Annotated in this window: 19 protein-coding genes; 3 read left to right on the top strand and 16 right to left on the bottom strand. The window is 55.8% G+C overall.

Annotation, left to right across the window (positions count from 1 at the left end):
• Window positions 1-20: 20 nt before the first annotated feature.
• From glrR to purL, 4 genes are all read right to left on the bottom strand, one after another.
• Window positions 21-1,358 (bottom strand): two-component system response regulator GlrR, encoded by a 1,338-nt coding sequence (glrR, locus tag ACOTYB_RS06135; RefSeq protein WP_003860687.1) that lies wholly within the window; start codon window positions 1,356-1,358, stop codon window positions 21-23.
• Window positions 1,355-2,107 carry a two-component system QseEF-associated lipoprotein QseG gene (qseG, locus tag ACOTYB_RS06130; protein ID WP_022651603.1) on the bottom strand — a complete coding sequence of 251 codons (753 nt, stop codon included), beginning with the start codon at window positions 2,105-2,107 and terminating at the stop codon, window positions 1,355-1,357. The genes glrR and qseG overlap by 4 nt, the downstream gene beginning before the upstream one ends.
• Entirely contained in the window at window positions 2,104-3,537 is a 1,434-nt protein-coding gene (gene qseE / locus ACOTYB_RS06125) for a two component system sensor histidine kinase QseE/GlrK (protein ID WP_421765786.1), read from the bottom strand. The genes qseG and qseE overlap by 4 nt, the downstream gene beginning before the upstream one ends.
• 532 nt (window positions 3,538-4,069) lie before the next feature.
• A complete protein-coding gene (purL, locus tag ACOTYB_RS06120) occupies window positions 4,070-7,957 on the bottom strand; it encodes a phosphoribosylformylglycinamidine synthase (RefSeq protein ID WP_220153286.1) in 3,888 nt (1,295 codons plus the stop codon).
• A gap of 267 nt (window positions 7,958-8,224) precedes the next feature.
• Between purL and mltF the strand changes: the two genes are divergently transcribed.
• Window positions 8,225-9,775, top strand: a complete 1,551-nt coding sequence (mltF, locus tag ACOTYB_RS06115; protein ID WP_022651605.1) for a membrane-bound lytic murein transglycosylase MltF — start codon at window positions 8,225-8,227, stop codon at window positions 9,773-9,775.
• Here the strand turns inward: mltF and tadA are convergent.
• Genes tadA through murQ form a run of 4 tightly spaced genes read right to left on the bottom strand, consistent with a single transcriptional unit; the run spans window position 9,663 to window position 13,136 of the window.
• Complete coding sequence (tadA, locus tag ACOTYB_RS06110; protein ID WP_022651606.1) at window positions 9,663-10,202, bottom strand: tRNA adenosine(34) deaminase TadA; 540 nt, start codon at window positions 10,200-10,202, stop codon at window positions 9,663-9,665. The two genes, mltF and tadA, sit on opposite strands and share 113 nt — an antisense overlap.
• Before the next feature lie 24 nt (window positions 10,203-10,226).
• The gene (gene yfhb / locus ACOTYB_RS06105) at window positions 10,227-10,862 is read right to left on the bottom strand and encodes a phosphatidylglycerophosphatase C (RefSeq protein ID WP_003860696.1); all 636 of its coding nucleotides are present in this window, start codon (window positions 10,860-10,862) and stop codon (window positions 10,227-10,229) included.
• A gap of 3 nt (window positions 10,863-10,865) precedes the next feature.
• A complete protein-coding gene (locus tag ACOTYB_RS06100) occupies window positions 10,866-12,230 on the bottom strand; it encodes a PTS transporter subunit EIIC (protein ID WP_003860698.1) in 1,365 nt (454 codons plus the stop codon).
• A gap of 9 nt (window positions 12,231-12,239) precedes the next feature.
• Window positions 12,240-13,136, bottom strand: coding sequence for an N-acetylmuramic acid 6-phosphate etherase (gene murQ, locus ACOTYB_RS06095; RefSeq protein WP_003860700.1), 897 nt, complete (start codon window positions 13,134-13,136; stop codon window positions 12,240-12,242).
• A gap of 118 nt (window positions 13,137-13,254) precedes the next feature.
• Between murQ and ACOTYB_RS06090 the strand changes: the two genes are divergently transcribed.
• Together ACOTYB_RS06090 and ACOTYB_RS06085 are read left to right on the top strand one after the other, a co-directional pair.
• Window positions 13,255-14,103, top strand: a complete 849-nt coding sequence (locus ACOTYB_RS06090) for a MurR/RpiR family transcriptional regulator (protein ID WP_003860702.1) — start codon at window positions 13,255-13,257, stop codon at window positions 14,101-14,103.
• A gap of 56 nt (window positions 14,104-14,159) precedes the next feature.
• Window positions 14,160-14,420 (top strand): YfhL family 4Fe-4S dicluster ferredoxin, encoded by a 261-nt coding sequence (locus ACOTYB_RS06085; protein ID WP_003860704.1) that lies wholly within the window; start codon window positions 14,160-14,162, stop codon window positions 14,418-14,420.
• On the opposite strand, the gene acpS is transcribed toward ACOTYB_RS06085, so the two are convergent.
• From acpS to ACOTYB_RS06045, 8 genes are all read right to left on the bottom strand, one after another.
• Window positions 14,417-14,797: a holo-ACP synthase gene (gene acpS / locus ACOTYB_RS06080; protein ID WP_003860706.1), complete on the bottom strand. Its 381-nt coding sequence runs from the start codon at window positions 14,795-14,797 to the stop codon at window positions 14,417-14,419. The two genes, ACOTYB_RS06085 and acpS, sit on opposite strands and share 4 nt — an antisense overlap.
• Window positions 14,797-15,528, bottom strand: a complete 732-nt coding sequence (gene pdxJ / locus ACOTYB_RS06075) for a pyridoxine 5'-phosphate synthase (RefSeq protein WP_220153287.1) — start codon at window positions 15,526-15,528, stop codon at window positions 14,797-14,799. Before pdxJ ends, acpS begins: the two co-directional genes overlap by 1 nt.
• 75 nt (window positions 15,529-15,603) lie before the next feature.
• Window positions 15,604-16,311 carry a DNA repair protein RecO gene (gene recO / locus ACOTYB_RS06070; protein ID WP_003860708.1) on the bottom strand — a complete coding sequence of 236 codons (708 nt, stop codon included), beginning with the start codon at window positions 16,309-16,311 and terminating at the stop codon, window positions 15,604-15,606.
• A gap of 17 nt (window positions 16,312-16,328) precedes the next feature.
• Window positions 16,329-17,234: a GTPase Era gene (gene era, locus ACOTYB_RS06065; RefSeq protein WP_003860709.1), complete on the bottom strand. Its 906-nt coding sequence runs from the start codon at window positions 17,232-17,234 to the stop codon at window positions 16,329-16,331.
• Window positions 17,231-17,911, bottom strand: coding sequence for a ribonuclease III (gene rnc / locus ACOTYB_RS06060; RefSeq protein WP_003860711.1), 681 nt, complete (start codon window positions 17,909-17,911; stop codon window positions 17,231-17,233). The genes era and rnc overlap by 4 nt, the downstream gene beginning before the upstream one ends.
• A 223-nt stretch (window positions 17,912-18,134) precedes the next feature.
• Complete coding sequence (gene lepB, locus ACOTYB_RS06055) at window positions 18,135-19,109, bottom strand: signal peptidase I (RefSeq protein WP_048210113.1); 975 nt, start codon at window positions 19,107-19,109, stop codon at window positions 18,135-18,137.
• 15 nt (window positions 19,110-19,124) lie between these two features.
• Window positions 19,125-20,930: a translation elongation factor 4 gene (lepA, locus tag ACOTYB_RS06050; RefSeq protein WP_003860714.1), complete on the bottom strand. Its 1,806-nt coding sequence runs from the start codon at window positions 20,928-20,930 to the stop codon at window positions 19,125-19,127.
• Window positions 20,931-21,906: 976 nt separating this feature from the next.
• Window positions 21,907-22,278, bottom strand: coding sequence for a transposase (locus ACOTYB_RS06045; RefSeq protein WP_421765774.1), 372 nt, complete (start codon window positions 22,276-22,278; stop codon window positions 21,907-21,909).
• Window positions 22,279-22,398: the final 120 nt, after the last annotated feature.

Below are 22,398 nucleotides of genomic sequence, written 5' to 3'. Positions count from 1 at the left end.
TTCAGGCGAATTTTGCGGTATTACTCTTTAAAATCGTTCGCTTCCAGCTCGTGGCGTGAGAGCAATTTATAAAACTCGGTACGGTTACGCCCGGCCATGCGCGCCGCATGGGTTACGTTGCCTTTGGTGATTTGCAGCAGCTTGCGCAGATAGTTCAGCTCGAACTGGTTTCGCGCTTCCGCAAACGTCGGTAAGGCCGTGTTTTCCCCCTCGAGCGCCTGCTCCACCAGCGCATCGCTGATCACCGGCGATGACGTCAGCGCCACGCACTGCTCAATCACGTTCACCAGCTGGCGTACGTTGCCCGGCCAGCTTGCTGTCATCAGGCGTTTCATCGCATCGGTGGAGAACGCGCGCACGAATGGTTTGTGGCGGTCAGCGGCCTGGCGCAAAAGGTGATTTGCCAGCAGCGGGATATCTTCCGCACGCTCGGCCAGCGCCGGGATTTTCAGGTTGACGACATTCAGTCGATAGTAGAGATCTTCGCGGAACTCGTTGCGCGCCATCACCTTGGGTAAATCGCGATGGGTAGCGGAAATAATGCGCACGTTGATATCGATATCGCGGTTGCTGCCAAGCGGACGCACTTTCCGCTCCTGCAACACGCGCAGCAGTTTGACCTGCAACGGCGCGGGCATATCGCCAATTTCATCAAGGAACAGCGTGCCCCCCTCTGCCGCCTGGAACAGCCCTTCACGGCTGCTCACCGCGCCGGTAAAGGCGCCGCGGGCATGGCCGAAGAGCTCAGACTCAAGCAGTTGTTCCGGCAGCGCGCCACAGTTGATGGCAATAAAGGCATTTTTACTGCGTGGGCTGGCGTTGTGGATCGCCTGGGCCAGGATCTCTTTCCCGGTCCCGCTCTGGCCGTTGATCAGCACGCTAACGTCGGATTGCGCCACCATCCGCGCCTGTTCCAGCAGGCGCAGCATCACAGGGCTACGCGTCACGATGGATTCACGCCAGCCGTCGTCGCCGGATGGCGCCGCGTGCTCAAGAGCGCTGTCGATCGCTTTATAGAGGGCGTCTTTATCCACCGGTTTGGTGAGGAAGCTGAATACCCCCTGCTGCGTCGCGGCCACCGCATCAGGAATAGATCCGTGAGCGGTGAGGATAATCACCGGCATCCCGGGCTGCTGCTTCTGGATCTCCGTGAACAGTTGCAGGCCATCCATTTCATCCATGCGCAAATCGCTGATCACCAGATCGATTTTCTCGCGGCTGAGCACTTTCAGCCCCTCCTGCCCGCTTTCAGCGGTGACCACGCTGTAGCCTTCGCTGACCAGACGCATCCCCAGCAGCTTTAACAGCCCGGGATCGTCATCCACCAGTAACAGATGGGCAGGTTTACGGCTTGTCATGGCTTCACATCCTCTTGTTTCGGCGTCTCACTGTCTGGCGTCGTGGCAGAGTTGCCTTTCGACCCATCGGGCAGATAGCTGCCTGCCGGCTTACGCGTCGAGAGCTGTCTTTCGATATCGGTCAGATTTTCGAGCTTGCGGGTGGTGGTTTCCAGCTGCTCGCGCAGCGACTCCTGCTGCTGGCGAAGCGCATCAAGCTCGCTGTCGCTTGACTGCTGCAATTTGCTGTAGCGGAAACGCTCTTCGGACAGCTGTAATTGCAGGGTTTGTCCGTCCCGCCAGAGCTGATAAACCGGGCGCACCTGGAGGGGAATATTGATCACGTAAGTATCCAGCCGCGTCACGTTGGCGCGGCGTTCGACAGGCGTGATTCTGGCATCCGCCATCACGATCCCGCGTTTAAACGCGTCCTGCCAGGTATCGTCCATCAGCATCGCCGCCTGGGCACGGGCCTCGGCGGGCGCCAGTCGCTGGGCGCAGTCTATTCCGCGCAGCCAGAACAGCGGATTGGATTCAACATCACGCCCCGACAGGCTCCAGATATCATCGCAACGTGTTGAAAGGAAATCGGCCAGCTGTTTTTGCGGCCATTTATCTTCCTGTTTGTGGCTAATCGCACTTTTTGGTGCATGGGTTACACAGCCGGCCAGCAGTAAGCAGGGCAGGCTGAGGCGCACATTTTTGCTGGAAAACACCGCGCGCAGTGCGCGGTAAAAGACGTGTGACATACTCACCAGGTTGTTATTCATTTCATTGATTTTTCCGGCTCAAGAGGCAGTTCGATACGAAAACAGACATCGGCGCGTTCATCACTCACGATGTTAAGCTCACCCTGCATGCGTCGTATGCAGTCGCGGGCAATACTCAGCCCCAGACCACTTCCTTTTACCGCACCTTTTCGCTGATGACTCCCCTGGAAGAAGGGCTCAAAGATCATCGTTTTTTCATCATCCGGAATCGGGCTTCCCGTATTCGCTACGTCAATAAATACCCGCGAACCGTTGTTATTGCTTCTGATATAAATGGTACCGGATTCAGTACCATAGTGCACCGCATTGGAATAAAGATTATCCAGTACGCTCATTAAGAGCATCGGCTCTGCCAGACAGGATGGCGCATTGAGATCCACCTGGGTATGCATCATTTTAGCTCTTGCTGGCAGGCTATGGGCGGAGATCACCATGTCCACCAGCGGTTCAATCTCAACGCTTTCAAGCACCACAGCACCATCCGCCAGCTTGCGGTTATAGTCCAGCAGTTGTTCAATAAGTTTTTGTAAATTGCGGCTACTGGCATCCAGAATCGCCACGATCTCTTTTTGCTTAGGGGATAACGGCCCCGCTACTTCATCTGCCAGCAGCTCCGTGCCTTCACGCATACTGGCCAGCGGTGTTTTGAGTTCGTGTGAGATATGGCGCAGGAACTGGTGACGCTGCGATTCCAGCCACGCCAGGCGTTCAGAAAGCCAGATGATGCGCTGACCGACCGAGCGCAGCTCACGCGGGCCTTTAAAAACAACCGTATCCCCGAGAGATTTGCCCTCCCCCAGGCGGTTAATTATCCGCTGGATCCCCTTTACCGGGCCGATGATCATGCGGGTAAAGAGCAGTACCAGCCCCAGGCTGACGAGGAACAGCACCAGCGCCTGCCAGCCGAAGAACTGGCCGCGCTCGGCAATCTCCTGCTGGAGTTGCTGCCCACGGGAAAAGATAACCGTACGGGTGGATTGCACCATCTCCGTATTGGCGTTCGCGAAGGCTTCAAGTCGGGCGGCGGCGGCGGCATCAGGACCGCTGTTTTTGCACTGGAGCTGCGCCAGATCGTTCAGATCCTGACGCAGCGCCTGATAGAGTTTGTCATCCGGCAAGACCCCGGCATGGGCATCCAGCATTTCGCTGTAGCGTTTACGCTGGTTCTGATAGACCCTCTCCAGCGTACGGTCGTCCAGCACGCAGTACTGGCGATAGCTACGCTCCATCTCCAGCGCGGCGTTGGTCATTGCCTCGCTACGGCGGGCATCAATAAGCGTGGTGCGGTTAGTCAGGGCCGCCTGGGCACTTAACGCATTCAGGCTTTGCCATGCCTGCCACGCCAGAACCAGCAAAGGTAGCAGGATCAGCAGGAAGGCCATCATAACGAGCTGTCGCAGGGAGCGAGGGAAAGCGGGCCAGCGTTTCAACACATTACTCTCATCATCCGGGTTTGAGGAGAGCGTAACTGAGTCTGCCCTTCAGATACAACAAAGCCGGGTAAAAACCCGGCTTTGTCATGGAATAAGGCGGTGCCTAACTCGACGTTTCGCCCTGGCCTGATAAAGCATTGCAATAATCAGTAGTTGGACGGCAGGCACCTTTTTGTGCGTCATTCGAAGTTTATGTAGCACGTCCCGAAGGGGCTGACATAAGAAGGTGAATGAGCCACTGGCTACTATTATGCAACATACGTGCCAGATTGCAAACTTTGATACTATCCTTATGATTAATAATTGTTTTATTATTAAAATGCATTGATTGTCAGGTGAATGATTTCCAGGCTAAGTGTCGCTATTAAGCAACACCTTAATGGAAACCTGTCCTGCCATAGATAAATCAACAATTTATATGTCTCTTATTGGAGACACTCAATCCAGAGGATTGTCGCAATTTTGCGACAGGTACAAAAAAGCCCGGTGGCGCTCGCGCTTACCGGGCCTACAGTCAGGGCGTTGAAACTTAACCCAGTTGTTTACGCGCGTTGCGGAAAATGCGCATCCACGGGCTGTCCTCGCCCCAGTTTTCCGGGTGCCAGGAATTGCTCACGGTGCGGAAGACACGCTCCGGGTGCGGCATCATGATGGTCACCCGACCGCTTTCGCTGGTGACCGCGGTAATGCCATTTGCCGAACCGTTCGGGTTAGCCGGATAGGTTTCGGTGACCTTGCCGAAGTTATCAACAAAGCGCAGCGCTACCAGTCCTTTGCTTTCAAGCTGAGCCAGGTGCGCCGCATCACGCATTTCAACCTGACCTTCGCCGTGCGAAACCGCGATTGGCATCTGCGAACCCACCATTCCCTGCAACAGCAGAGACGGGCTTTGGGTTACTTCTACCAGGCTGAAGCGCGCTTCGAAGCGGTCAGACTGGTTACGCACAAAGCGCGGCCAGGCTTCGCTGCCCGGGATCAACTCGCGCAGGTTAGACATCATCTGACAGCCGTTACACACACCCAGCGCCAGCGTCTGCGGACGATGGAAGAAGGTTTCGAACTCGTCACGCACGCGGCTGTTGAACAGAATAGACTTCGCCCAGCCTTCGCCCGCGCCCAGCACGTCACCGTAGGAGAACCCTCCGCAGGCAACCAGCGCCTGGAAATCATCCAGCCCGGTACGCCCGGCCAGCAGGTCGCTCATGTGGACGTCGATGGCGTCAAAGCCCGCCCGGTGGAAGGCCGCCGCCATCTCAACGTGGGAGTTAACGCCCTGCTCGCGCAGCACGGCCACTTTCGGACGCGCACCGGTCGCAATGTACGGCGCAGCGATATCTTCGTTGATGTCGAAGGAGAGCTTCACGTTCAGGCCTGGATCGTTGTCGTTAGCCTTGGCGTTGTGTTCCTGATCGGCACATTCCGGGTTATCGCGCAGGCGCTGCATCTGCCAGGTGGTTTCTGCCCACCACATGCGCAGCGTGGTGCGGCTTTCGCTGAACACCGCGTGGCCGTCGGCTTCAATCACGAAGCGGTCGCCCTGCACCGCTTTACCGAGATAGTGTACGCAGTCTGCCAGACCGTGCTGCGCCAGAATCGCTTCCACCGCGTCGCGATCTGCGGCGCGTACCTGAATGACCGCGCCAAGCTCTTCGTTAAACAGCGCCGCCAGGCGGTCTTCGCCAAGCGTTGCAATGTTTGCTTCAACGCCGCAGTGACCGGTGAAGGCCATCTCTGCCAGCGTCACCAGCAGGCCACCATCGGAACGGTCGTGGTAGGCCAGCAGCTTGCGCTGTGCCACCAGCGCCTGAATTGCGTCGTAGAAGCCTTTTAGCTGCGCCACGTCGCGCACGTCGGCTGGCTTGTCGCCAAGTTGACGGTAAACCTGCGCCAGTGCGGTGGCGCCCAGCGCGTTGTGGCCTTTACCCAGGTCAATCAACAACAGGGCGTTATCTTCGGTCGCCAGCTGCGGCGTAACGGTATGGCGTACGTCTTCTACACGGGCAAACGCGGTGATCACCAGCGACAGCGGAGAGGTCATCTCGCGCTGCTCGTTACCCTCCTGCCAGCGGGTTTTCATCGACATGGAGTCTTTACCCACCGGAATGGTCAGGCCGAGGGCTGGACACAGCTCCTCACCCACCGCTTTCACGGCTTCATACAGGCCGGCGTCTTCCCCCGGGTGACCGGCTGCCGCCATCCAGTTCGCGGAAAGTTTGATACGTTTGATGTCGCCAATCTGCGTCGCCGCGATGTTGGTCAGCGCTTCACCAACCGCCAGTCGTGCAGAGGCGGCGAAGTCCAGCAGCGCCACCGGGGTGCGTTCGCCCAGCGCCATCGCTTCGCCGTAGTAGCTGTCGAGGCTCGCGGTGGTCACGGCGCAGTTCGCCACCGGGATCTGCCACGGGCCAACCATCTGATCGCGGGATACCATACCGGTAACGGTACGGTCGCCAATGGTCACCAGGAAGGTTTTCTCTGCCACAGCAGGCAGGTGCAGCACGCGGTTGACCGCTTCCGCCACGGTAATGCCCTGGCGATCCAGCGCTTTGCCCGCTGCTTTACGGGTTGTTACGTCGCGGGTCATCTTCGGCGTTTTACCGAGCAGCACGTCCAGCGGCAGATCGATAGGCTGGTTGTCGAAATGGGTGTCGCTCAGAGTCAGGTGCTGCTCTTCGGTCGCTTCACCGATGACGGCATACGGCGCGCGCTCGCGGCGGCACAGCTCGTCAAACAGCGGCAGTTGGTCGGCCGCAACCGCCAGCACATAGCGCTCCTGGGATTCGTTACACCAGATTTCCAGCGGGCTCATACCCGGCTCATCGCTCAGGATATCGCGCAGGTTGAAGCGTCCGCCGCGACCGCCGTCGCTCACCAGCTCCGGCATAGCGTTGGACAGACCGCCCGCGCCCACGTCGTGGATGAACAGAATCGGGTTAGCATCGCCCAGCTGCCAGCAGCGGTCGATCACTTCCTGGCAGCGACGCTCCATCTCAGGGTTGTCACGCTGCACGGAGGCGAAATCGAGATCCGCATCAGACTGGCCGGAGGCCATAGAAGAGGCCGCACCGCCGCCCAGACCGATGTTCATCGCCGGGCCGCCCAGCACGATCAGCTTCGCGCCGACGACGATCTCGCCTTTCTGCACGTGATCGGCACGGATGTTGCCGATCCCGCCCGCCAGCATGATCGGTTTGTGGTAGCCGCGCAGCTCTTCGCCGTTGTGGCTGTCCACTTTCTCTTCATAGGTACGGAAGTAACCGTTCAGCGCCGGACGACCAAATTCGTTGTTAAACGCCGCGCCGCCCAGCGGGCCTTCGGTCATGATATCCAGCGCGGTCACGATGCGCTCTGGCTTGCCGAAATCTTCTTCCCACGGCTGTTCAAAGCCCGGGATACGCAGGTTGGAGACGGAGAAACCGACCAGACCCGCTTTTGGTTTCGCGCCGCGACCGGTCGCCCCTTCGTCACGGATTTCACCGCCGGAGCCGGTCGCCGCACCCGGCCATGGGGAGATCGCCGTCGGGTGGTTGTGGGTTTCCACTTTCATCAGGATATGCGCGGGCTCCTGATGGAAGTCATAGCGCCCTGCTTCGCGATCGGCGAAGAAGCGGCCCACCTCGGAACCTTCCATCACCGCGGCGTTGTCTTTATAGGCAGACAGCACGTGGTCAGGGGTTTGCTCCATGGTGTTTTTGATCATTTTGAACAGCGACTTCGGCTGCTGTTCGCCGTCGATAATCCAGTCGGCGTTGAAAATCTTGTGGCGGCAGTGCTCGGAGTTGGCCTGCGCGAACATATACAGTTCGATGTCGTTCGGGTTGCGATTCAGCTTAACGAATGCATCCTGAAGGTAGTCGATTTCATCCTCTGCGAGTGCCAGACCAAGACGCAGGTTTGCGTCAATCAGCGCCTGACGGCCCTGCCCCAGCAGATCCACGCTCTGTACCGGCGCAGGCTGATGGTGGGAGAACAGTTTCTGCGCATCATCCAGAGAGTCAAACACACTCTCCATCATGCGGTCGTGCAGTTCAGCCGCAACCGCCTGCCACTGCGCGTCGCTCAGGGTAGAGGCTTCCACGTAGTACGCCACACCGCGCTCCAGACGGTTAATCTGGTTCAGGCCGCAGTTGTGAGCGATGTCTGTTGCTTTGGAAGACCAGGGGGAGATGGTGCCAGGGCGTGGCGTGGCGAGGATTAATTTGCCGGTCGGCGTATGGCTGCTAAGGCTTGGGCCATATTTAAGCAGACGTTCCAGCTGTACGCGCTCCTCTGCATTCAGGGGGGCATTCAGGTCAGCAAAATGGACATACTCAGCGTAAATATTGCTTACCGGAAGGTCGGCCGCCTGAAAACGTGCCAGCAGTTTGGTAATACGGAAGGCAGACAGTGCAGGCGAACCACGCAGAATTTCCATCATAAGTCTCTCGTCTTCGAAGCGCCGGGGCGCTTACAGTGTGCGCAAGGGGGGAAAACGGGCGTCATTATAGAGAATCCTGAGCGCCGACGAAACCGTTTGCGTCGAAATAAAATTGGCAAAGAGATTTAACAATAGATGTGACCTGTCTCTCTAATTGGTTGCCAACTGGCGCTACTTTGCGCAAAATGCCGCTCAATCAATGGCAAACTCTACTCTTAACATGACTACAGCACACTGAGGCAACCGGCGTCGCAGAGAATTAACTAATTGAAAAAATTAAAGATTAATTATCTGCTCATCGGCATTGTTACGTTGCTGCTGGCAGTGGCCCTCTGGCCGTCTATCCCCTGGTTCGGCAAGGCCGAAAACCGTATCGCCGCCATTCAGGAGCGGGGGGAGTTGCGCGTCAGTACCCTCTCCTCCCCGCTTATTTACGACGATATCAACGGTAAAACCATCGGTCTTGATTACGAACTGGCACAGCTGTTTGCGGACTATCTGGGCGTGAAGCTGAAAGTTACCGTGCGGCAGAACATCAACCAGCTGTTTGATGATTTGGACCATGACCGTGCCGATATTCTCGCCGCAGGTCTGGTGTACAACAGCGAACGCAGCAAAAACTATCAGCCGGGCCCGACCTACTACTCCGTGTCGCAGCAGGTGGTTTATCGTGTGGGTAGCCTGCGCCCGCGCTCACTGGCCGACATCACCGACCAGCAATTGACCATTGCGCCAGGCCATGTGGTGATTGACGATCTGCGGGCGTTGAAAGAGAAAAAATACCCTAACCTCAGCTGGACGGTCGATCCTAAACTCGGCACGACCGAATTGCTGGAGCAGGTAAAAGATAAAAAGCTGGCCTATACCATTGCTGATTCGGTGGCGATCAGTCTTTTCCAGCGCGTTCATCCTGAAATCGCCGTGGCGCTGGATGTGACCGACGAACAGCCGGTGACCTGGTTTACCCAGCTGGACGACGATCAAACCGTCTCTGCGGCCATGCTCGATTTCTTTAATTCCATCAATGAAGACGGCACCCTGGCGCGTCTGGAAGAGAAATATCTCGGTCACGGGGACGATTTTGATTACGTTGACACCCGCACCTTCCTGCGCGCGGTGGACAGCGTGCTGCCGGACCTGCAACCGCTGTTTGAGAAGTACGCCCAGGAGATTGACTGGAAGCTGCTGGCGGCAATTTCCTACCAGGAATCGCACTGGGATGCTCAGGCCACCTCCCCCACGGGCGTGCGCGGGTTGATGATGCTGACCAAAAATACCGCCCAGAGCCTCGGCATCAGCGACCGGACCGATGCGGAACAGAGCATCAGCGGCGGCGCGCAGTATTTACAGGATATGATGGCGAAAGTGCCGGAGACGGTCCCGGAAGGGGAGCGGATCTGGTTTGCGCTGGCCGCCTATAACATGGGGTATGCGCATATGCTCGACGCGCGGGCGCTGACGGCGAAAACCAAAGGTAATCCGGACAGTTGGTCAGATGTAAAACAGCGCCTGCCGCTGCTTAGCCAGAAACAGTGGTACCAGAAGCTGACGTATGGCTATGCGCGCGGGCATGAAGCGTATGCCTACGTGGAAAATATTCGTAAGTATCAGATAAGCCTGGTGGGATATCTGCTGGAGAAAGAAAAAGAGGCGGCCGAGGCGCAACAGCTGGCTGAAAGCTATCCGGTGGTCGCACCGGAAGAGCTTAATCACCCTGCGGTTTCAATTCTGCCTTTTGTTGCTTTTTCTGCTGCCGACGCATTCGAAAAAAGTCACTTAACAGACCCGAACATTCTGGTGCAAGTACCCCGCCGATAGTTTTCACCTGGTGGTTCATCCCCGGATGCCCAAGTACGTCCATCAGTGAACCAGCAGCGCCCGTCTTTTCATCCCGCGCGCCAAACACCAGCGTACCGATTCGGCTGTGCACCATCGCCCCGGAGCACATTACGCACGGCTCAAGGGTGACATACAGGGTGGTATCAAGCAGACGATAGTTTTGCAGCACCAGTCCGCCCTGACGCAGCGCCATAATTTCAGCATGCGCGGTAGGATCGTGACGGCCAATCGGACGGTTCCACCCTTCCCCAATCACCTGATTGTTATGGACCAGAACCGCGCCCACGGGCACTTCGCCCTCTTCCCAGGCGCGCTGAGCCAGCGCCAGCGCATGACGCATCCAGTATTCATGATTGTGTTCAGGGTTGGACAAGGGCTGATACTCCAGTCGAAAAGCGGGCGGCATTATACACAGCCGGTACAGATAAGACTATTCGAGTTGCTGAAGTTCGCCCAGAGGCGTGACGCGCCAGCGATGCTGGCAAAAATAGAGCAGCGGGTTGTCCTGCTTGCTGTCGCTGTAGCCGCTGTACAGACGCAGCGGCGTACCGATGCGTTTCTCCAGCTGCACCACTTTTTCATGTCCGAGGCAGCGCAGGGTGAGCACCCAGCCGCCGTAGCCGCGCGCGATCTGCGTGGCGATAAGATTTACGCGCGGCAGCCAGGGCGTATCAAAATAGACTTGCTCCACCAGCGTCTGCGGGGAGCCAGTAATCAGCCAGATATCGGCATCATTGGCGTCGAGATAGCTGGTCAGGCGCGCCTGTACCACGGGAAACGCGGCGACGTGCCCGCGAAACCAGTGCGCAAAATCCTGTTCGAGCTGCTTGAGGCGCGCTTCGCTATGACCAAACGTGCATCCCCAGAGCAGCAGGCTCATCGGCCAGCGCGCTGCACGGCCTTTCACCAGCAGCGCGATGCCAATAACGGGTAACAGGGGTAATACCAGCAACGCGTTAAGGGGCTGGCGCCGCAGCAGGTAGCGCATAAAGGTGCCGAACATATCCTGCTGATGCAGCGTTCCATCCAGATCAAAAAAGACAACGCGACGCTCGTGACTGGCCAAACCTTACTCCTCTGGGTCGTTGAATCCTAACAGCCAGGTAAACAGGAACCCGGCGATCACCGCTACCAGATAGCCTAACAGATAGAGCATCACTTTTCCGGTCACGATGGTTAATGCCAGCGGTAAACCGGAGATCCCGAAGGTAATGACGGTCGCCACTTTCCAGTAGCTGATTAACGCCCCGCCCACCGCGCCACCGAGACAGGCGGCCAGGAACGGCTTACCCAGCGGCAAGGTCACGCCGAAAATCAACGGTTCGCCGATACCGAGTAACCCGACCGGCAGCGCCCCTTTAATGACCTTTTTCAGACGCGCGTTGCGGGTTTTCATCAGCACCGCGATGGCCGCGCCGACCTGCCCAACGCCAGCCATCGACAGGATCGGCAGCAGGGCGTTATAGCCGTGCGCCTGTACCAGTTCGACGTGAATCGGCACCAGCCCCTGATGCAGACCGGTCAGCACTAACGGCAGGAAGGTCCCGGACAGCACGGCCCCCACCAGCAGCCCGCCGCGATCGATCGCCAGAGACGCGCCGTGGGCGATGGCTTCAGAGATCGCGCCACCTAACGGTTGCAGCGCCACAATCGCCACGCTCCCGGTAATCAATGTGGTCAGCAGCGGGTTGAGGATCAGTTCAATCGAGCCTGGCAGCAACGCGCGTAGCTTTTTCTCAATCCAGCACATCAGAATGACCACCAGCAGCACGGCAATCACCCCACCGCGGCCAGGCTGAAGCGCCTCGCCAAACAGCGTAATCTGCGCCAGCTGCGGGCTGGAGAGGATACCCGCCATTACGCCGCCCATCGCCAGCGAGCCGCCGAACACTTTGGCCGTGTTCACCCCCACCAGAATATTCATGATGGCAAACACCGCGCTGCCGAAAATCGCCAGAATACCCAGCAGGTTCGGATACTGGGTGGCGAAATTCCCGACAATATCCGGACGCTTGAGGATATTGATAATCCCGGTGATCAGCCCCGACGCGATAAACGCCGGGATAAGAGGAATAAAGACGTTTGCCAGCTGGCGCAGCGCATCGCTCATGGGGGCTTTGTATTTGGCTTTCGCCTGCGCTTTGGTGCGTTCCGCGTCGTCAAAGGCGGGAGCCGTTTCACTGCCCGTCATCAGGGCGCGCATGGCATCAACCACCTGCGCCGCTTTGCCCGGACCGACAATCAGCTGGTGCTGTTGCCCCTGTTTAACGTACCCGCTCACGCCGGGGAGCTGCTTCAGGCGCGTTAAATCAAGCTTTTCGTCGTTGTACACCTCGACGCGTACACGCGTCATGCAGTTTTCCAGACGCTGAATATTTTTTTCCCCACCGATCCCAAGCAGGATGTCGCTGGCGAGCGCTGCTGTTTTGTCCATAAACGCCTCTTATTGATGTTCTAATGCCGCCCGTAAAAACCCGTGATGGGCTTCAAGCCTGGCTCTGGCCGCGGCTGCATCCAGCCCGGTTAATATCATCAGAATGGCGGGTTTTACATCGTGATCGGTCTGCTGAAGCACCTTTTCCGCCTCTTCACGACTGGCGCCTGTCGCTTCCATCACCATGCGGCAGGCTCTGTCCACCAGCTTGACGTTGGTGGCCTGCATATCCACCATCAGGTTTTGGTAGACCTTGCCAAATTTCACCATCGCGCCGGTGGAGATCATATTGAGCACCAGCTTCTGTGCGGTTCCGGATTTCAGGCGCGTGGAGCCGGTGAGCGCTTCCGGCCCGACGACCGGAGAGATGGCAATGGCGGCCACCTGCGCAATCGGCGAACCCGGGTTACAGGAGATGGCCACCGTGGTACATCCCGTCTGTCTGGCGTATTCCAGCCCACCAATGACGTACGGCGTACGACCAGAAGCCGCCAGCCCGACGACCAGATCCTGCGCGGTCAGGTTCAGCGCCCTGAGATCGTCTTCCCCAAGCTGTTTATTGTCTTCTGCCCCTTCCACCGCTTTCAGCAGCGCGCCGGGGCCACCGGCAATCAGGCCAACGACCAGACCGTGCGGAACGCCAAACGTCGGGGGACATTCTGAGGCATCCAGCACACCGAGGCGCCCACTGGTACCCGCCCCCATATAAATAATGCGTCCTCCTGCTTTCAGAGCGTCGGCAGCGGCGTCTACGGCTTTCGCCACCTCGGGCAATGTCTCTTTGACTGCCAGCGCGACGAGGGTATCCTGTTGATTAAAGCGGTTTACCAGCTCCAGCGTGGACAGTGCATCAAGATCCATGGTTTGCGGGTTACGCGTTTCAGAAACAAGAGAGCCTAGATTCATGTTATTTACCTCTGGAATTTTTAATTCATAATAAACGCACTATAATGGAATATAAAATTCATTCAGGCGAGCATAATTCGTATTTGCGCGGGTAATCACATTTTCGCCAGGAGACCGTATGAACTGTTTAATTCGTATTCGCCAGCGCTACGCAGGGTTTGCCCAGAGTGACAAAAAGCTGGCGGATTATTTACTTTCCCAGCCCGATCGCGCGCGACACCTCAGCTCCCAGCAGCTGGCAGGCGAAGCCGGGGTGAGCCAGTCGAGCGTGGTGAAATTTGCCCAGAAGATAGGCTATAAAGGCTTTCCGGCGCTAAAACTGGCGATCAGTGAAGCACTGGTAAGCAACCCTAATCCGCAGTCAATGCCGGTGCATAACCAGATCCGCGGCGACGATCCGATGCGTCTGGTCGGCGAAAAGCTGATCAAGGAGAACGTGGCGGCAATGCATGCCACGCTGGATGTGAACACGGAAGAGAAGCTGCTGGAAAGCGTAGCCATGCTTCGCGACGCGCGGCGTATTGTATTGACCGGGATCGGTGCCTCCGGACTGGTTGCGCGTAACTTTGGCTGGAAGCTGACAAAAATCGGCTATAACGCCATCGTTGAACAGGATATGCACGCGCTGCTGGCGACCGTGCAGGCCATGGATCCTGACGATTTACTGCTGGCCATCTCCTATTCCGGCGAGCGCCGTGAAATTAATATGGCTACCGACGAAGCCCTGCGCGTAGGAGGAAAAATTCTGGCCATTACTGGCTTCAGCCCGAATGCGCTCCAGCAGCGGGCCACCCGCTGTCTGTATACCATCGCCGAGGAACAGGCCACTCGCAGCGCGGCGATTTCGTCGACGAGTGCGCAGATGATGCTGACGGACCTGCTGTTTATGGCGCTGGTTCAGCAGGATCTGGAGCGTGCGCCAGAGCGTATTCGTCACAGCGAAGAGCTGGTAAAAAAACTGGTTTGAACAACGAATGAGCGTATAATGCCCGCCCTGTTTGTGATGTTTCTGAGAATTTCCTGATGGCGCTGTTAATCACCAAAAAATGCATCAACTGCGATATGTGCGAACCCGAATGCCCGAACGAGGCGATTTCGATGGGCGACAGCATTTATGAGATTAACAGCGACCGCTGCACCGAGTGCATTGGCCACTATGAGACGCCGACCTGCCAGAAGGTGTGCCCCATTCCCAATACGATCTTAAAAGATCCGGCACATGTCGAGAACGAAGAACAGCTGTGGGATAAGTTTGTCCTGATGCACCATGCGGACAAAATTTAACCTTCGATAATCACCGTCGCACAGGCGTAGTGGCGTTCATCTGCAAGCGTTACGTGCATGTGCGCCACGCCCAGCTTCTCCGCCAGCTTAAGCGCCTCGCCCCATAAACGCAGACGTGGCTTACCCAGCTCATCGTTAAACACTTCAAACTGGTTAAACGCCAGGCCGTTACGAATGCCCGTGCCGAACGCTTTCGCCGCCGCCTCTTTTACCGCGAAACGCTTTGCCAGAAAGCGCACCGGCTGCTGATGCGCCTCCCAGATAGCCCATTCGTTATCGCTCAGCACGCGTCTTGCGAGGCGATCGCCGCTCCGGGCGATCACCGCTTCGATGCGGGCTATTTCAACGATGTCGGTGCCTAAGCCCAGAATAGCCATTACTGACGCGCTTCCAGCATCAGGCGCTTCATCTCGGAAACCGCTTCTTTCAGGCCGCTCATCACCGCACGACCAATAATGGCGTGGCCGATGTTCAGCTCGTGCATTTCCGGCAGGGCAGCGATGGCTTTTACGTTGTGATAGGTCAGGCCGTGACCGGCGTTAACCTTCAGTCCCAGGCTCGCGGCGTAGGTTGCCGCTTTGGCGATCCGCTCCAGCTCTTTCGCCTGCGCTGCGTCGTTTTCAGCATCGGCATAGCAGCCGGTGTGAATTTCAATATACGGCGCGCCCACGTCGGCAGCGGCTTTAATCTGGGTGAAATCGGCGTCGATGAAGAGAGAAACCAGGATACCGGCATCCGCCAGGCGTTTGCTGGCATCGCGCATTTTGTCGAGCTGCCCGGCCACATCCAGACCGCCTTCGGTGGTCACTTCCTGTCGTTTTTCCGGCACCAGGCAGCAGAAATGCGGCTTCGTATCGCAGGCAATCGTCAGCATCTCTTCCGTTACTGCCATCTCCAGATTCATGCGGGTATCCAGCGTCTGGCGCAGGATACGCACGTCGCGATCGGTGATGTGGCGACGGTCTTCACGCAGATGGACGGTAATGCCGTCCGCCCCAGCCTGCTCGGCGATAAACGCCGCCTGAACCGGATCCGGATACGCCGTGCCGCGCGCGTTGCGCAGGGTGGCAATGTGGTCGATGTTGACGCCTAACAGTAATTCAGCCATGACAATCCTCGGTATTTTTGTTCATTTACCTTCCTCCTCTCCCTCCGGGAGAGGGCTGGAGTGAGGGGTAAAACATTAGCGTTTCGGCATAAACTGCCTGAATAATTCGCGGCTCTTTAAAGGTTTGCCCCCAAGATACGGCTTGAGCGCAATTCGGGTAAAGCGTTTTGCCGCACGCAGGGTGTCGGCGTCCGGGAACTCGCGTTCATACAGTGCTCTGAGCTGGCGCCCGGTAAAGGTGCTGTTATCGACGACGACACTGGCAATAAAGCCCTTTTCCTCACGATAGCGATAGGTCATGGTATCTTCTACCTCGTCCCCACTCCCCGCGCAGTGCAGAAAATCAACACCGTATCCAAGGTGACCAAGCAGCGCCAGCTCGAAACGACGCAGCACAGGCTCAGGAGTGCCGGTTGCGCCAGCGAGCGACTGAATACAGTGCAGGTAATCAAAGAAAAGTTCAGAGAAGCGGGTCTCATGTTCAAGCACCCGTGAGATGAGTTCGTTGACGTACAAACCGCTGTAGAGCGTGATACCAGAAAGAGGAAGCGCGAGGGAAACGGCTTCAGCACTGCGCAGGGTTTTGACTTCCCCTCGCCCGCCAAAGCGGACCAGCAGTGGGGTGAAAGGCTGCAAGGCACCTTTGAGATTAGAACGTCTGGAACGTGCGCCTTTGGCAACAAGGCGCACGCGACCGGACTCTTCCGTGAAGACGTCCAGCATCAGGCTGGTTTCGCTCCAGGGACGACTATGCAGGACAAAGGCGCGCTGCCATCCATCCATATGCTCGTCGTCTTAGGTTACTGATCTTCGCCGTAACCGAGGCTGCGCAGCGCACGCTCATCATCGGCCCAGCCAGATTTCACTTTCACCCACAGTTCCAGGTGAACCGGTGCTTCAAACATGTCCTGCATGTCTTTACGGGCTTCGATTCCGATAGTTTTGATCTTGGCGCCTTTATTACCGATCACCATCTTCTTCTGCCCTTCACGCTCAACGAGGATCAGACCGTTAATATCGTAACCGCCGCGCTCGTTGCTCTGGAAACGCTCGATCTCCACCGTCACAGAGTACGGCAGTTCAGCGCCCAGGAAACGCATCAGCTTCTCACGGATGATTTCAGACGCCATAAAACGCTGAGAGCGATCGGTGATGTAGTCTTCAGGGAAGTGATGAGTCGCTTCCGGCAGATGCTTGCGCACGATGCCCGCGATGGTATCAACGTTCAGACCCGTCTCCGCAGACAGCGGAACGATGTCGAGGAAGTTCATCTGGCTGCCCAGCCATTGCAGGTGCGGCAGCAGATCGGCTTTTTCCTGCACATTGTCCACTTTATTGACCGCAAGGATCACCGGCGTTTTGCCGTCGCGCAGCTTGTTCAGGACCATTTCGTCGTCCGGCGTCCAGCGGGTGCCTTCCACAACGAAAATCACCAGCTCTACGTCGCCAATGGAGCTGCTCGCCGCCTTGTTCATCAGACGGTTGATGGCGCGCTTCTCTTCCATGTGCAGGCCCGGGGTATCGACGTAAATCGCCTGATACGCGCCTTCAGTATGGATACCGACGATGCGGTGACGCGTGGTCTGCGCCTTACGCGAGGTGATAGAAATCTTCTGCCCAAGCAGATTATTCAGCAGGGTGGATTTGCCAACGTTCGGACGTCCGACGATGGCAATAAATCCGCAATAGGTTTTGTCGATGCTCATTCCAGCTCCAGCATTTTTAACGCCTGTTCGGCGGCAGCCTGTTCAGCCTTACGACGGCTTGAACCCGTGCCGACCACCGGTTCACTCAGGCCACTGACCTGGCAATGGATGGTAAATTCCTGATCGTGCGCTTCGCCACGTACCTGCACCACCAGATAGGATGGCAGCGGCAGATGACGACCCTGCAAATATTCTTGCAGACGCGTTTTAGGATCTTTTTGTTTATCGCCCGGGCTGATTTCGTCCAGGCGGGTCTGATACCAGTTCAGGATCAGCTTTTCTACGGTCTGGATATCGCTGTCCAGGAACACGCCACCGATCAATGCCTCGACCGTATCGGCAAGGATGGATTCACGACGGAAACCACCACTTTTCAGCTCACCTGGCCCCAGACGCAGACATTCACCCAGCTCAAACTCGCGTGCGATTTCAGCGAGGGTATTGCCGCGCACCAGCGTGGCGCGCATGCGGCTCATATCACCTTCGTCCACACGCGGAAAACGATGATAAAGCGCATTTGCAATCACGAAACTTAAAATAGAGTCGCCTAAAAACTCGAGACGCTCATTATGTTTGCTGCTGGCACTGCGATGGGTTAATGCCTGTTGCAACAACTCCTGATGATGAAAAGTGTAGCCCAGCTTCCGTTGAAGCCGATTAATTACGATGGGGTTCATGCGATACCAATAAATGAATGCGTCAAAAATGCAGCACACGAAACCGACCTGAGAAAACCAACGCGGTTTCGTGTGCCGTGGCACCCTTGCAGGGCCAACCTTAAACTTCGGGGGAATATTCTATACACAACGACAGGGGATGTCGTTAGTTCAAAGAGATTTATCGCTGAAATAATTCACGTAGCGGCGAATAAAAGCCGCTACGTGTTATTTTTGACGAAAATTAATGAATTCCGCCAATACGATTCAGGCGAACGCCGGTCGGCCACTCGCCTTCCTGCTTCTCAAAACTCATCCAGATAGCGGTTGCTTTACCGACCAGATTCGCTTCCGGCACAAAGCCCCAGTAACGGCTGTCCGCAGAGTTATCGCGGTTGTCACCCATCATGAAGTAGTGTCCCGGTGGCACAATCCAGGTCGCCAGCTGTTGGCCTGGCTGCTGGTAGTACATTGCCAGTTGATCCTGTGCGATTGGCACGGTCAGAATGCGGTGAGTGACATCGCCCAGCGTCTCTTTCCGTTCAACCAGACGAATACCGTTCTCTTTGGTTTCACCTTTTGGCACCTGGAAGAATCCGCTGGTCGCTTCACCGCCGTTACGGCGGGCAAAGGTCTGCACAAAATCACTTGGCTCAACGTTGGAGTAAGTGACTGGCAGCCCATTTTCACATGCAGTTCCAGAGCTACAGCCTGGCTGAATGGTCACCTCTTTCGCCACCGGATCGTAGGTCACTTTATCGCCCGGCAGACCTACCGCGCGTTTAATATAATCCAGCCGTGGATCTTCCGGATATTTAAACACCACGATGTCGCCACGTTTCGGATGACCCGTTTCGATCAGCGTTTTCTGGTAGATCGGATCTTTGATGCCATAGGCAAACTTCTCAACCAGAATGAAATCACCGATCAGCAGCGTTGGCATCATCGATCCTGACGGGATCTGGAACGGTTCATAGATAAAAGAACGCACCACCAGCACAATCGCCAGCACCGGGAATACCGATGCCCCTGTTTCCAGCCAGCCCGGTTTTGGGCCGACTTTTTTCAGGGTTTTCGCGTCCAGCGCATCGCCCGTGGCTGCCTGCGCGGCAGCCTGACGTTCACGGCGTTTTGGGGCGAAGATAAACTTATCCAGGCACCACAACAGACCTGTCACCAGGGTAGCGATGACCAGGATCAGGGCAAACATGTTCGCCATGCCAACTCCTTAAGGTTATTTACCGTTACCGTCTTTACCAACATGAAGGATGGCAAGGAATGCTTCCTGCGGCAGCTCAACGTTACCGACCTGCTTCATACGCTTCTTACCTTCTTTCTGCTTCTGCAACAGCTTTTTCTTACGGCTGACGTCGCCGCCATAGCACTTAGCCAGAACGTTTTTACGCAGCTGCTTCACGGTTGAACGGGCAATGATGTGGTTACCAATGGCCGCCTGAATCGCAATGTCAAACTGCTGACGCGGGATGAGATCTTTCATCTTCTCAACCAGCTCACGACCACGGTACGGTGCGTTATCGTTGTGGGTGATCAGCGCCAGGGCATCAACACGCTCGCCGTTGATCAGTACATCCACGCGAACCATGTTCGAGGCCTGGAAGCGTTTGAAGTTGTAGTCCAGCGACGCATAGCCACGGGAGGTAGACTTCAGACGGTCGAAGAAGTCGAGCACTACTTCCGCCATCGGAATTTCATAGGTCAGCGCCACCTGGTTACCGTGGTAAACCATGTTGGTCTGCACGCCACGCTTCTCAATACACAGGGTGATCACGTTGCCGAGGAACTCCTGCGGCAGCAGCATGTGACACTCTGCGATAGGCTCGCGCAGTTCCTGAATATTATTCAGCGGCGGGAGCTTGGACGGGCTGTCGACGTAGATCACCTCTTTCGACGTGGTTTCTACTTCGTAGACAACCGTCGGGGCGGTGGTGATCAGATCCAGATCGTATTCACGCTCCAGACGTTCCTGAATGATCTCCATGTGCAGCAGACCGAGGAAGCCACAGCGGAAGCCGAAGCCCAGCGCCGTTGAGCTTTCTGGCTCGTAGAACAGGGAGGCATCGTTGAGGCTCAGCTTTCCGAGCGCATCGCGGAAGTTTTCGTAATCGTCAGAGCTGACCGGGAACAGACCCGCATAAACCTGCGGTTTCACCTTTTTGAAGCCTGGCAGCGCTTTATCTGCCGGGTTACGTGCACCGGTCAGGGTATCACCCACCGGCGCGCCGAGGATGTCTTTAATGGCACAGACCAGCCAGCCCACTTCGCCGCATTTCAGCTCGGTACGGTCAACCTGTTTTGGCGTGAAGATGCCCAGACGATCAGCGTTGTAGACCTGGCCGGTGCTCATGACCTTGATTTTGTCGCCTTTACGCATGGTGCCGTTTTTAATACGCACCAGCGAAACAACGCCGAGGTAGTTATCAAACCAGGAGTCGATGATCAGCGCCTGTAGCGGCGCATCCGGGTCACCTTCCGGCGGCGGAATATCACGCACCAGACGTTCCAGTACATCCGGAACGCCGACGCCGGTTTTCGCCGAGCAGCGCACAGCATCGGTCGCATCAATACCGACGATGTCTTCAATCTCTTCCGCTACGCGCTCAGGATCGGCGGCTGGCAGGTCGATTTTATTCAGAACCGGCACCACTTCGAGATCCATTTCCATGGCGGTGTAGCAGTTTGCCAGCGTCTGGGCCTCTACGCCCTGTCCGGCATCCACCACCAGCAGCGCGCCTTCGCAGGCCGCCAGCGAGCGTGACACTTCATAAGAGAAGTCAACGTGCCCTGGGGTGTCGATAAAGTTCAGCTGATAGGTTTCACCATCGGAAGCTTTATAGTCGAGCGTCACGCTCTGCGCTTTGATGGTAATACCGCGTTCGCGTTCCAGGTCCATGGAGTCCAGAACCTGGGCTGCCATTTCACGATCAGACAGGCCACCGCAAATCTGGATAATACGGTCAGACAGCGTCGACTTACCGTGGTCAATGTGAGCAATGATGGAGAAATTTCTTATGTTCTTCATATGTATGGATTTATTTACTCGCTATGCGGATTAAATCTTCTTGATGGACACAGCGGTGGACACTCCACAGTAACTACCCCATCAACGACTGGCATGCATATTACACTGTAGCGCCCAAATCGTCAGCATACGATCTCCTGTTCATTGAGTGATAACGAGTGCCTACAGTTAAGCAATGTAAATTAAATTGTTGGGCAGTCATCATCACCCAGCGCGCGGTTGATGAAGAACGTCACTCTGCCAAGCACCTCCCCCTTCCAGAGCAGCACCTTCGCTCGCTTCGCCATCATCTGTCATGAGTGACAGCCCCATCAGATTGGCAAACTGTGTGTGGCAGTCGCACAGAATCAACAACACATCACTTGGCGTCTTCTTCATTACAGGTTCGATTACCGCAAAGCCTTTATCAGTTTCGAAGCTCGCTCTGCAACTCTTACTATCGCCCCATCACCGGCCATTCGCCGCCCGTTTTGCATAAGACGGGCGGCAGTTTACTTTACTCGTTCTATTAAGGATATTGCGTGTTTTACTCAGCTTTTTTTATCTTCTTTTTCTGCCTCGTAAATTGCTCCTATACTTCAATTTTCACTCATTGTTCCGTACACAGCCAATAGAGCAGTCAAGTAATTCTATTTTGTAAACAAGCTTGGTAACCTGAGTCTGTCGCTGACCCAGTAAGTTTTAAGCCTATTTTCAAGAATCACTGAGGGGAGGTACTAGTTGAGATACCGAGTAGTTTATAAATTACGTTTTGAGTTAGCTTTTAGCTTTCACAACCGAAAACTCGCAAATCCATTTCAACACACTTATATACTTCCGCTTGTAAAGTATTGGACCAGACGTTGACATTCTCAATAACAATCAAGAGATTCTTGCTTCAACGGAAGTTGAATTAACCTTCCTCCACAAGCATAAACGACATGCCCTGCCGCTTAAAATTCATCACATAGTACAACATCATCACGGAAAAAAACCGTTACAAGAGTTTACTTTCTCGGCGAATAATTTCACCACCCAGCCACTCTTGTTTGTATATCAACTGCCTGACAAATTCGTATCTCATACTCAGAGTCTTATCGTTCTTGGCAGATACAGAATCCATCAAGTTCACAACCTCAACAACTGCGTGATTTTTACAAATTGCCGTGGTTGCTTTATGGATATTATCAAGTCTTATCCTTGCTGCCTTTGATCTTACTCTATCAATTTTACCTTTGTTTTTTAGCCAATTTTTGCTGTATTTCTTTCTTCTCGCCAGTGTTTTATTGAGACGGATTAACTTTTTCCTTTCTTCCGCTTGGTAAGTGTTATCACCGCCAACCCCAGATGACAGATGAACGCTATTCACATTATTAAGTACAATTGTAGTTTTGATATCAGAGGGGTGTGAATCGCCACAGGTTTAACAGACACCTCAGAGTCATTTAAGATGACTTAAAGAGAGGTACCCATGAGCGGTAAGCGTTAT

It is taken from the genome of Enterobacter cloacae complex sp. IR5450, from assembly GCF_049238665.1.
Lineage (GTDB): Bacteria > Pseudomonadota > Gammaproteobacteria > Enterobacterales > Enterobacteriaceae > Enterobacter > Enterobacter hormaechei_C.
This window is presented reverse-complemented; position numbering and strand designations above follow the sequence as displayed.

Excerpts from the sequence above, each read along its gene's own strand:
- glrR (WP_003860687.1), bottom strand. The coding sequence starts at position 1,358 with ATGACAAGCCGTAAACCTGCCCATCTGTTACTGGTGGATGACGATCCC.
- qseG (WP_022651603.1), bottom strand. The coding sequence starts at position 2,107 with ATGAATAACAACCTGGTGAGTATGTCACACGTCTTTTACCGCGCACTG.
- purL (WP_220153286.1), bottom strand. The coding sequence starts at position 7,957 with ATGATGGAAATTCTGCGTGGTTCGCCTGCACTGTCTGCCTTCCGTATT.
- tadA (WP_022651606.1), bottom strand. The coding sequence starts at position 10,202 with ATGCCGCCCGCTTTTCGACTGGAGTATCAGCCCTTGTCCAACCCTGAA.
- ACOTYB_RS06100 (WP_003860698.1), bottom strand. The coding sequence starts at position 12,230 with ATGGACAAAACAGCAGCGCTCGCCAGCGACATCCTGCTTGGGATCGGT.
- murQ (WP_003860700.1), bottom strand. The coding sequence starts at position 13,136 with ATGAATCTAGGCTCTCTTGTTTCTGAAACGCGTAACCCGCAAACCATG.
- ACOTYB_RS06090 (WP_003860702.1), top strand. The coding sequence starts at position 13,255 with ATGAACTGTTTAATTCGTATTCGCCAGCGCTACGCAGGGTTTGCCCAG.
- ACOTYB_RS06085 (WP_003860704.1), top strand. The coding sequence starts at position 14,160 with ATGGCGCTGTTAATCACCAAAAAATGCATCAACTGCGATATGTGCGAA.
- acpS (WP_003860706.1), bottom strand. The coding sequence starts at position 14,797 with ATGGCTATTCTGGGCTTAGGCACCGACATCGTTGAAATAGCCCGCATC.
- pdxJ (WP_220153287.1), bottom strand. The coding sequence starts at position 15,528 with ATGGCTGAATTACTGTTAGGCGTCAACATCGACCACATTGCCACCCTG.
- recO (WP_003860708.1), bottom strand. The coding sequence starts at position 16,311 with ATGGATGGATGGCAGCGCGCCTTTGTCCTGCATAGTCGTCCCTGGAGC.
- era (WP_003860709.1), bottom strand. The coding sequence starts at position 17,234 with ATGAGCATCGACAAAACCTATTGCGGATTTATTGCCATCGTCGGACGT.
- rnc (WP_003860711.1), bottom strand. The coding sequence starts at position 17,911 with ATGAACCCCATCGTAATTAATCGGCTTCAACGGAAGCTGGGCTACACT.
- lepB (WP_048210113.1), bottom strand. The coding sequence starts at position 19,109 with ATGGCGAACATGTTTGCCCTGATCCTGGTCATCGCTACCCTGGTGACA.
- lepA (WP_003860714.1), bottom strand. The coding sequence starts at position 20,930 with ATGAAGAACATAAGAAATTTCTCCATCATTGCTCACATTGACCACGGT.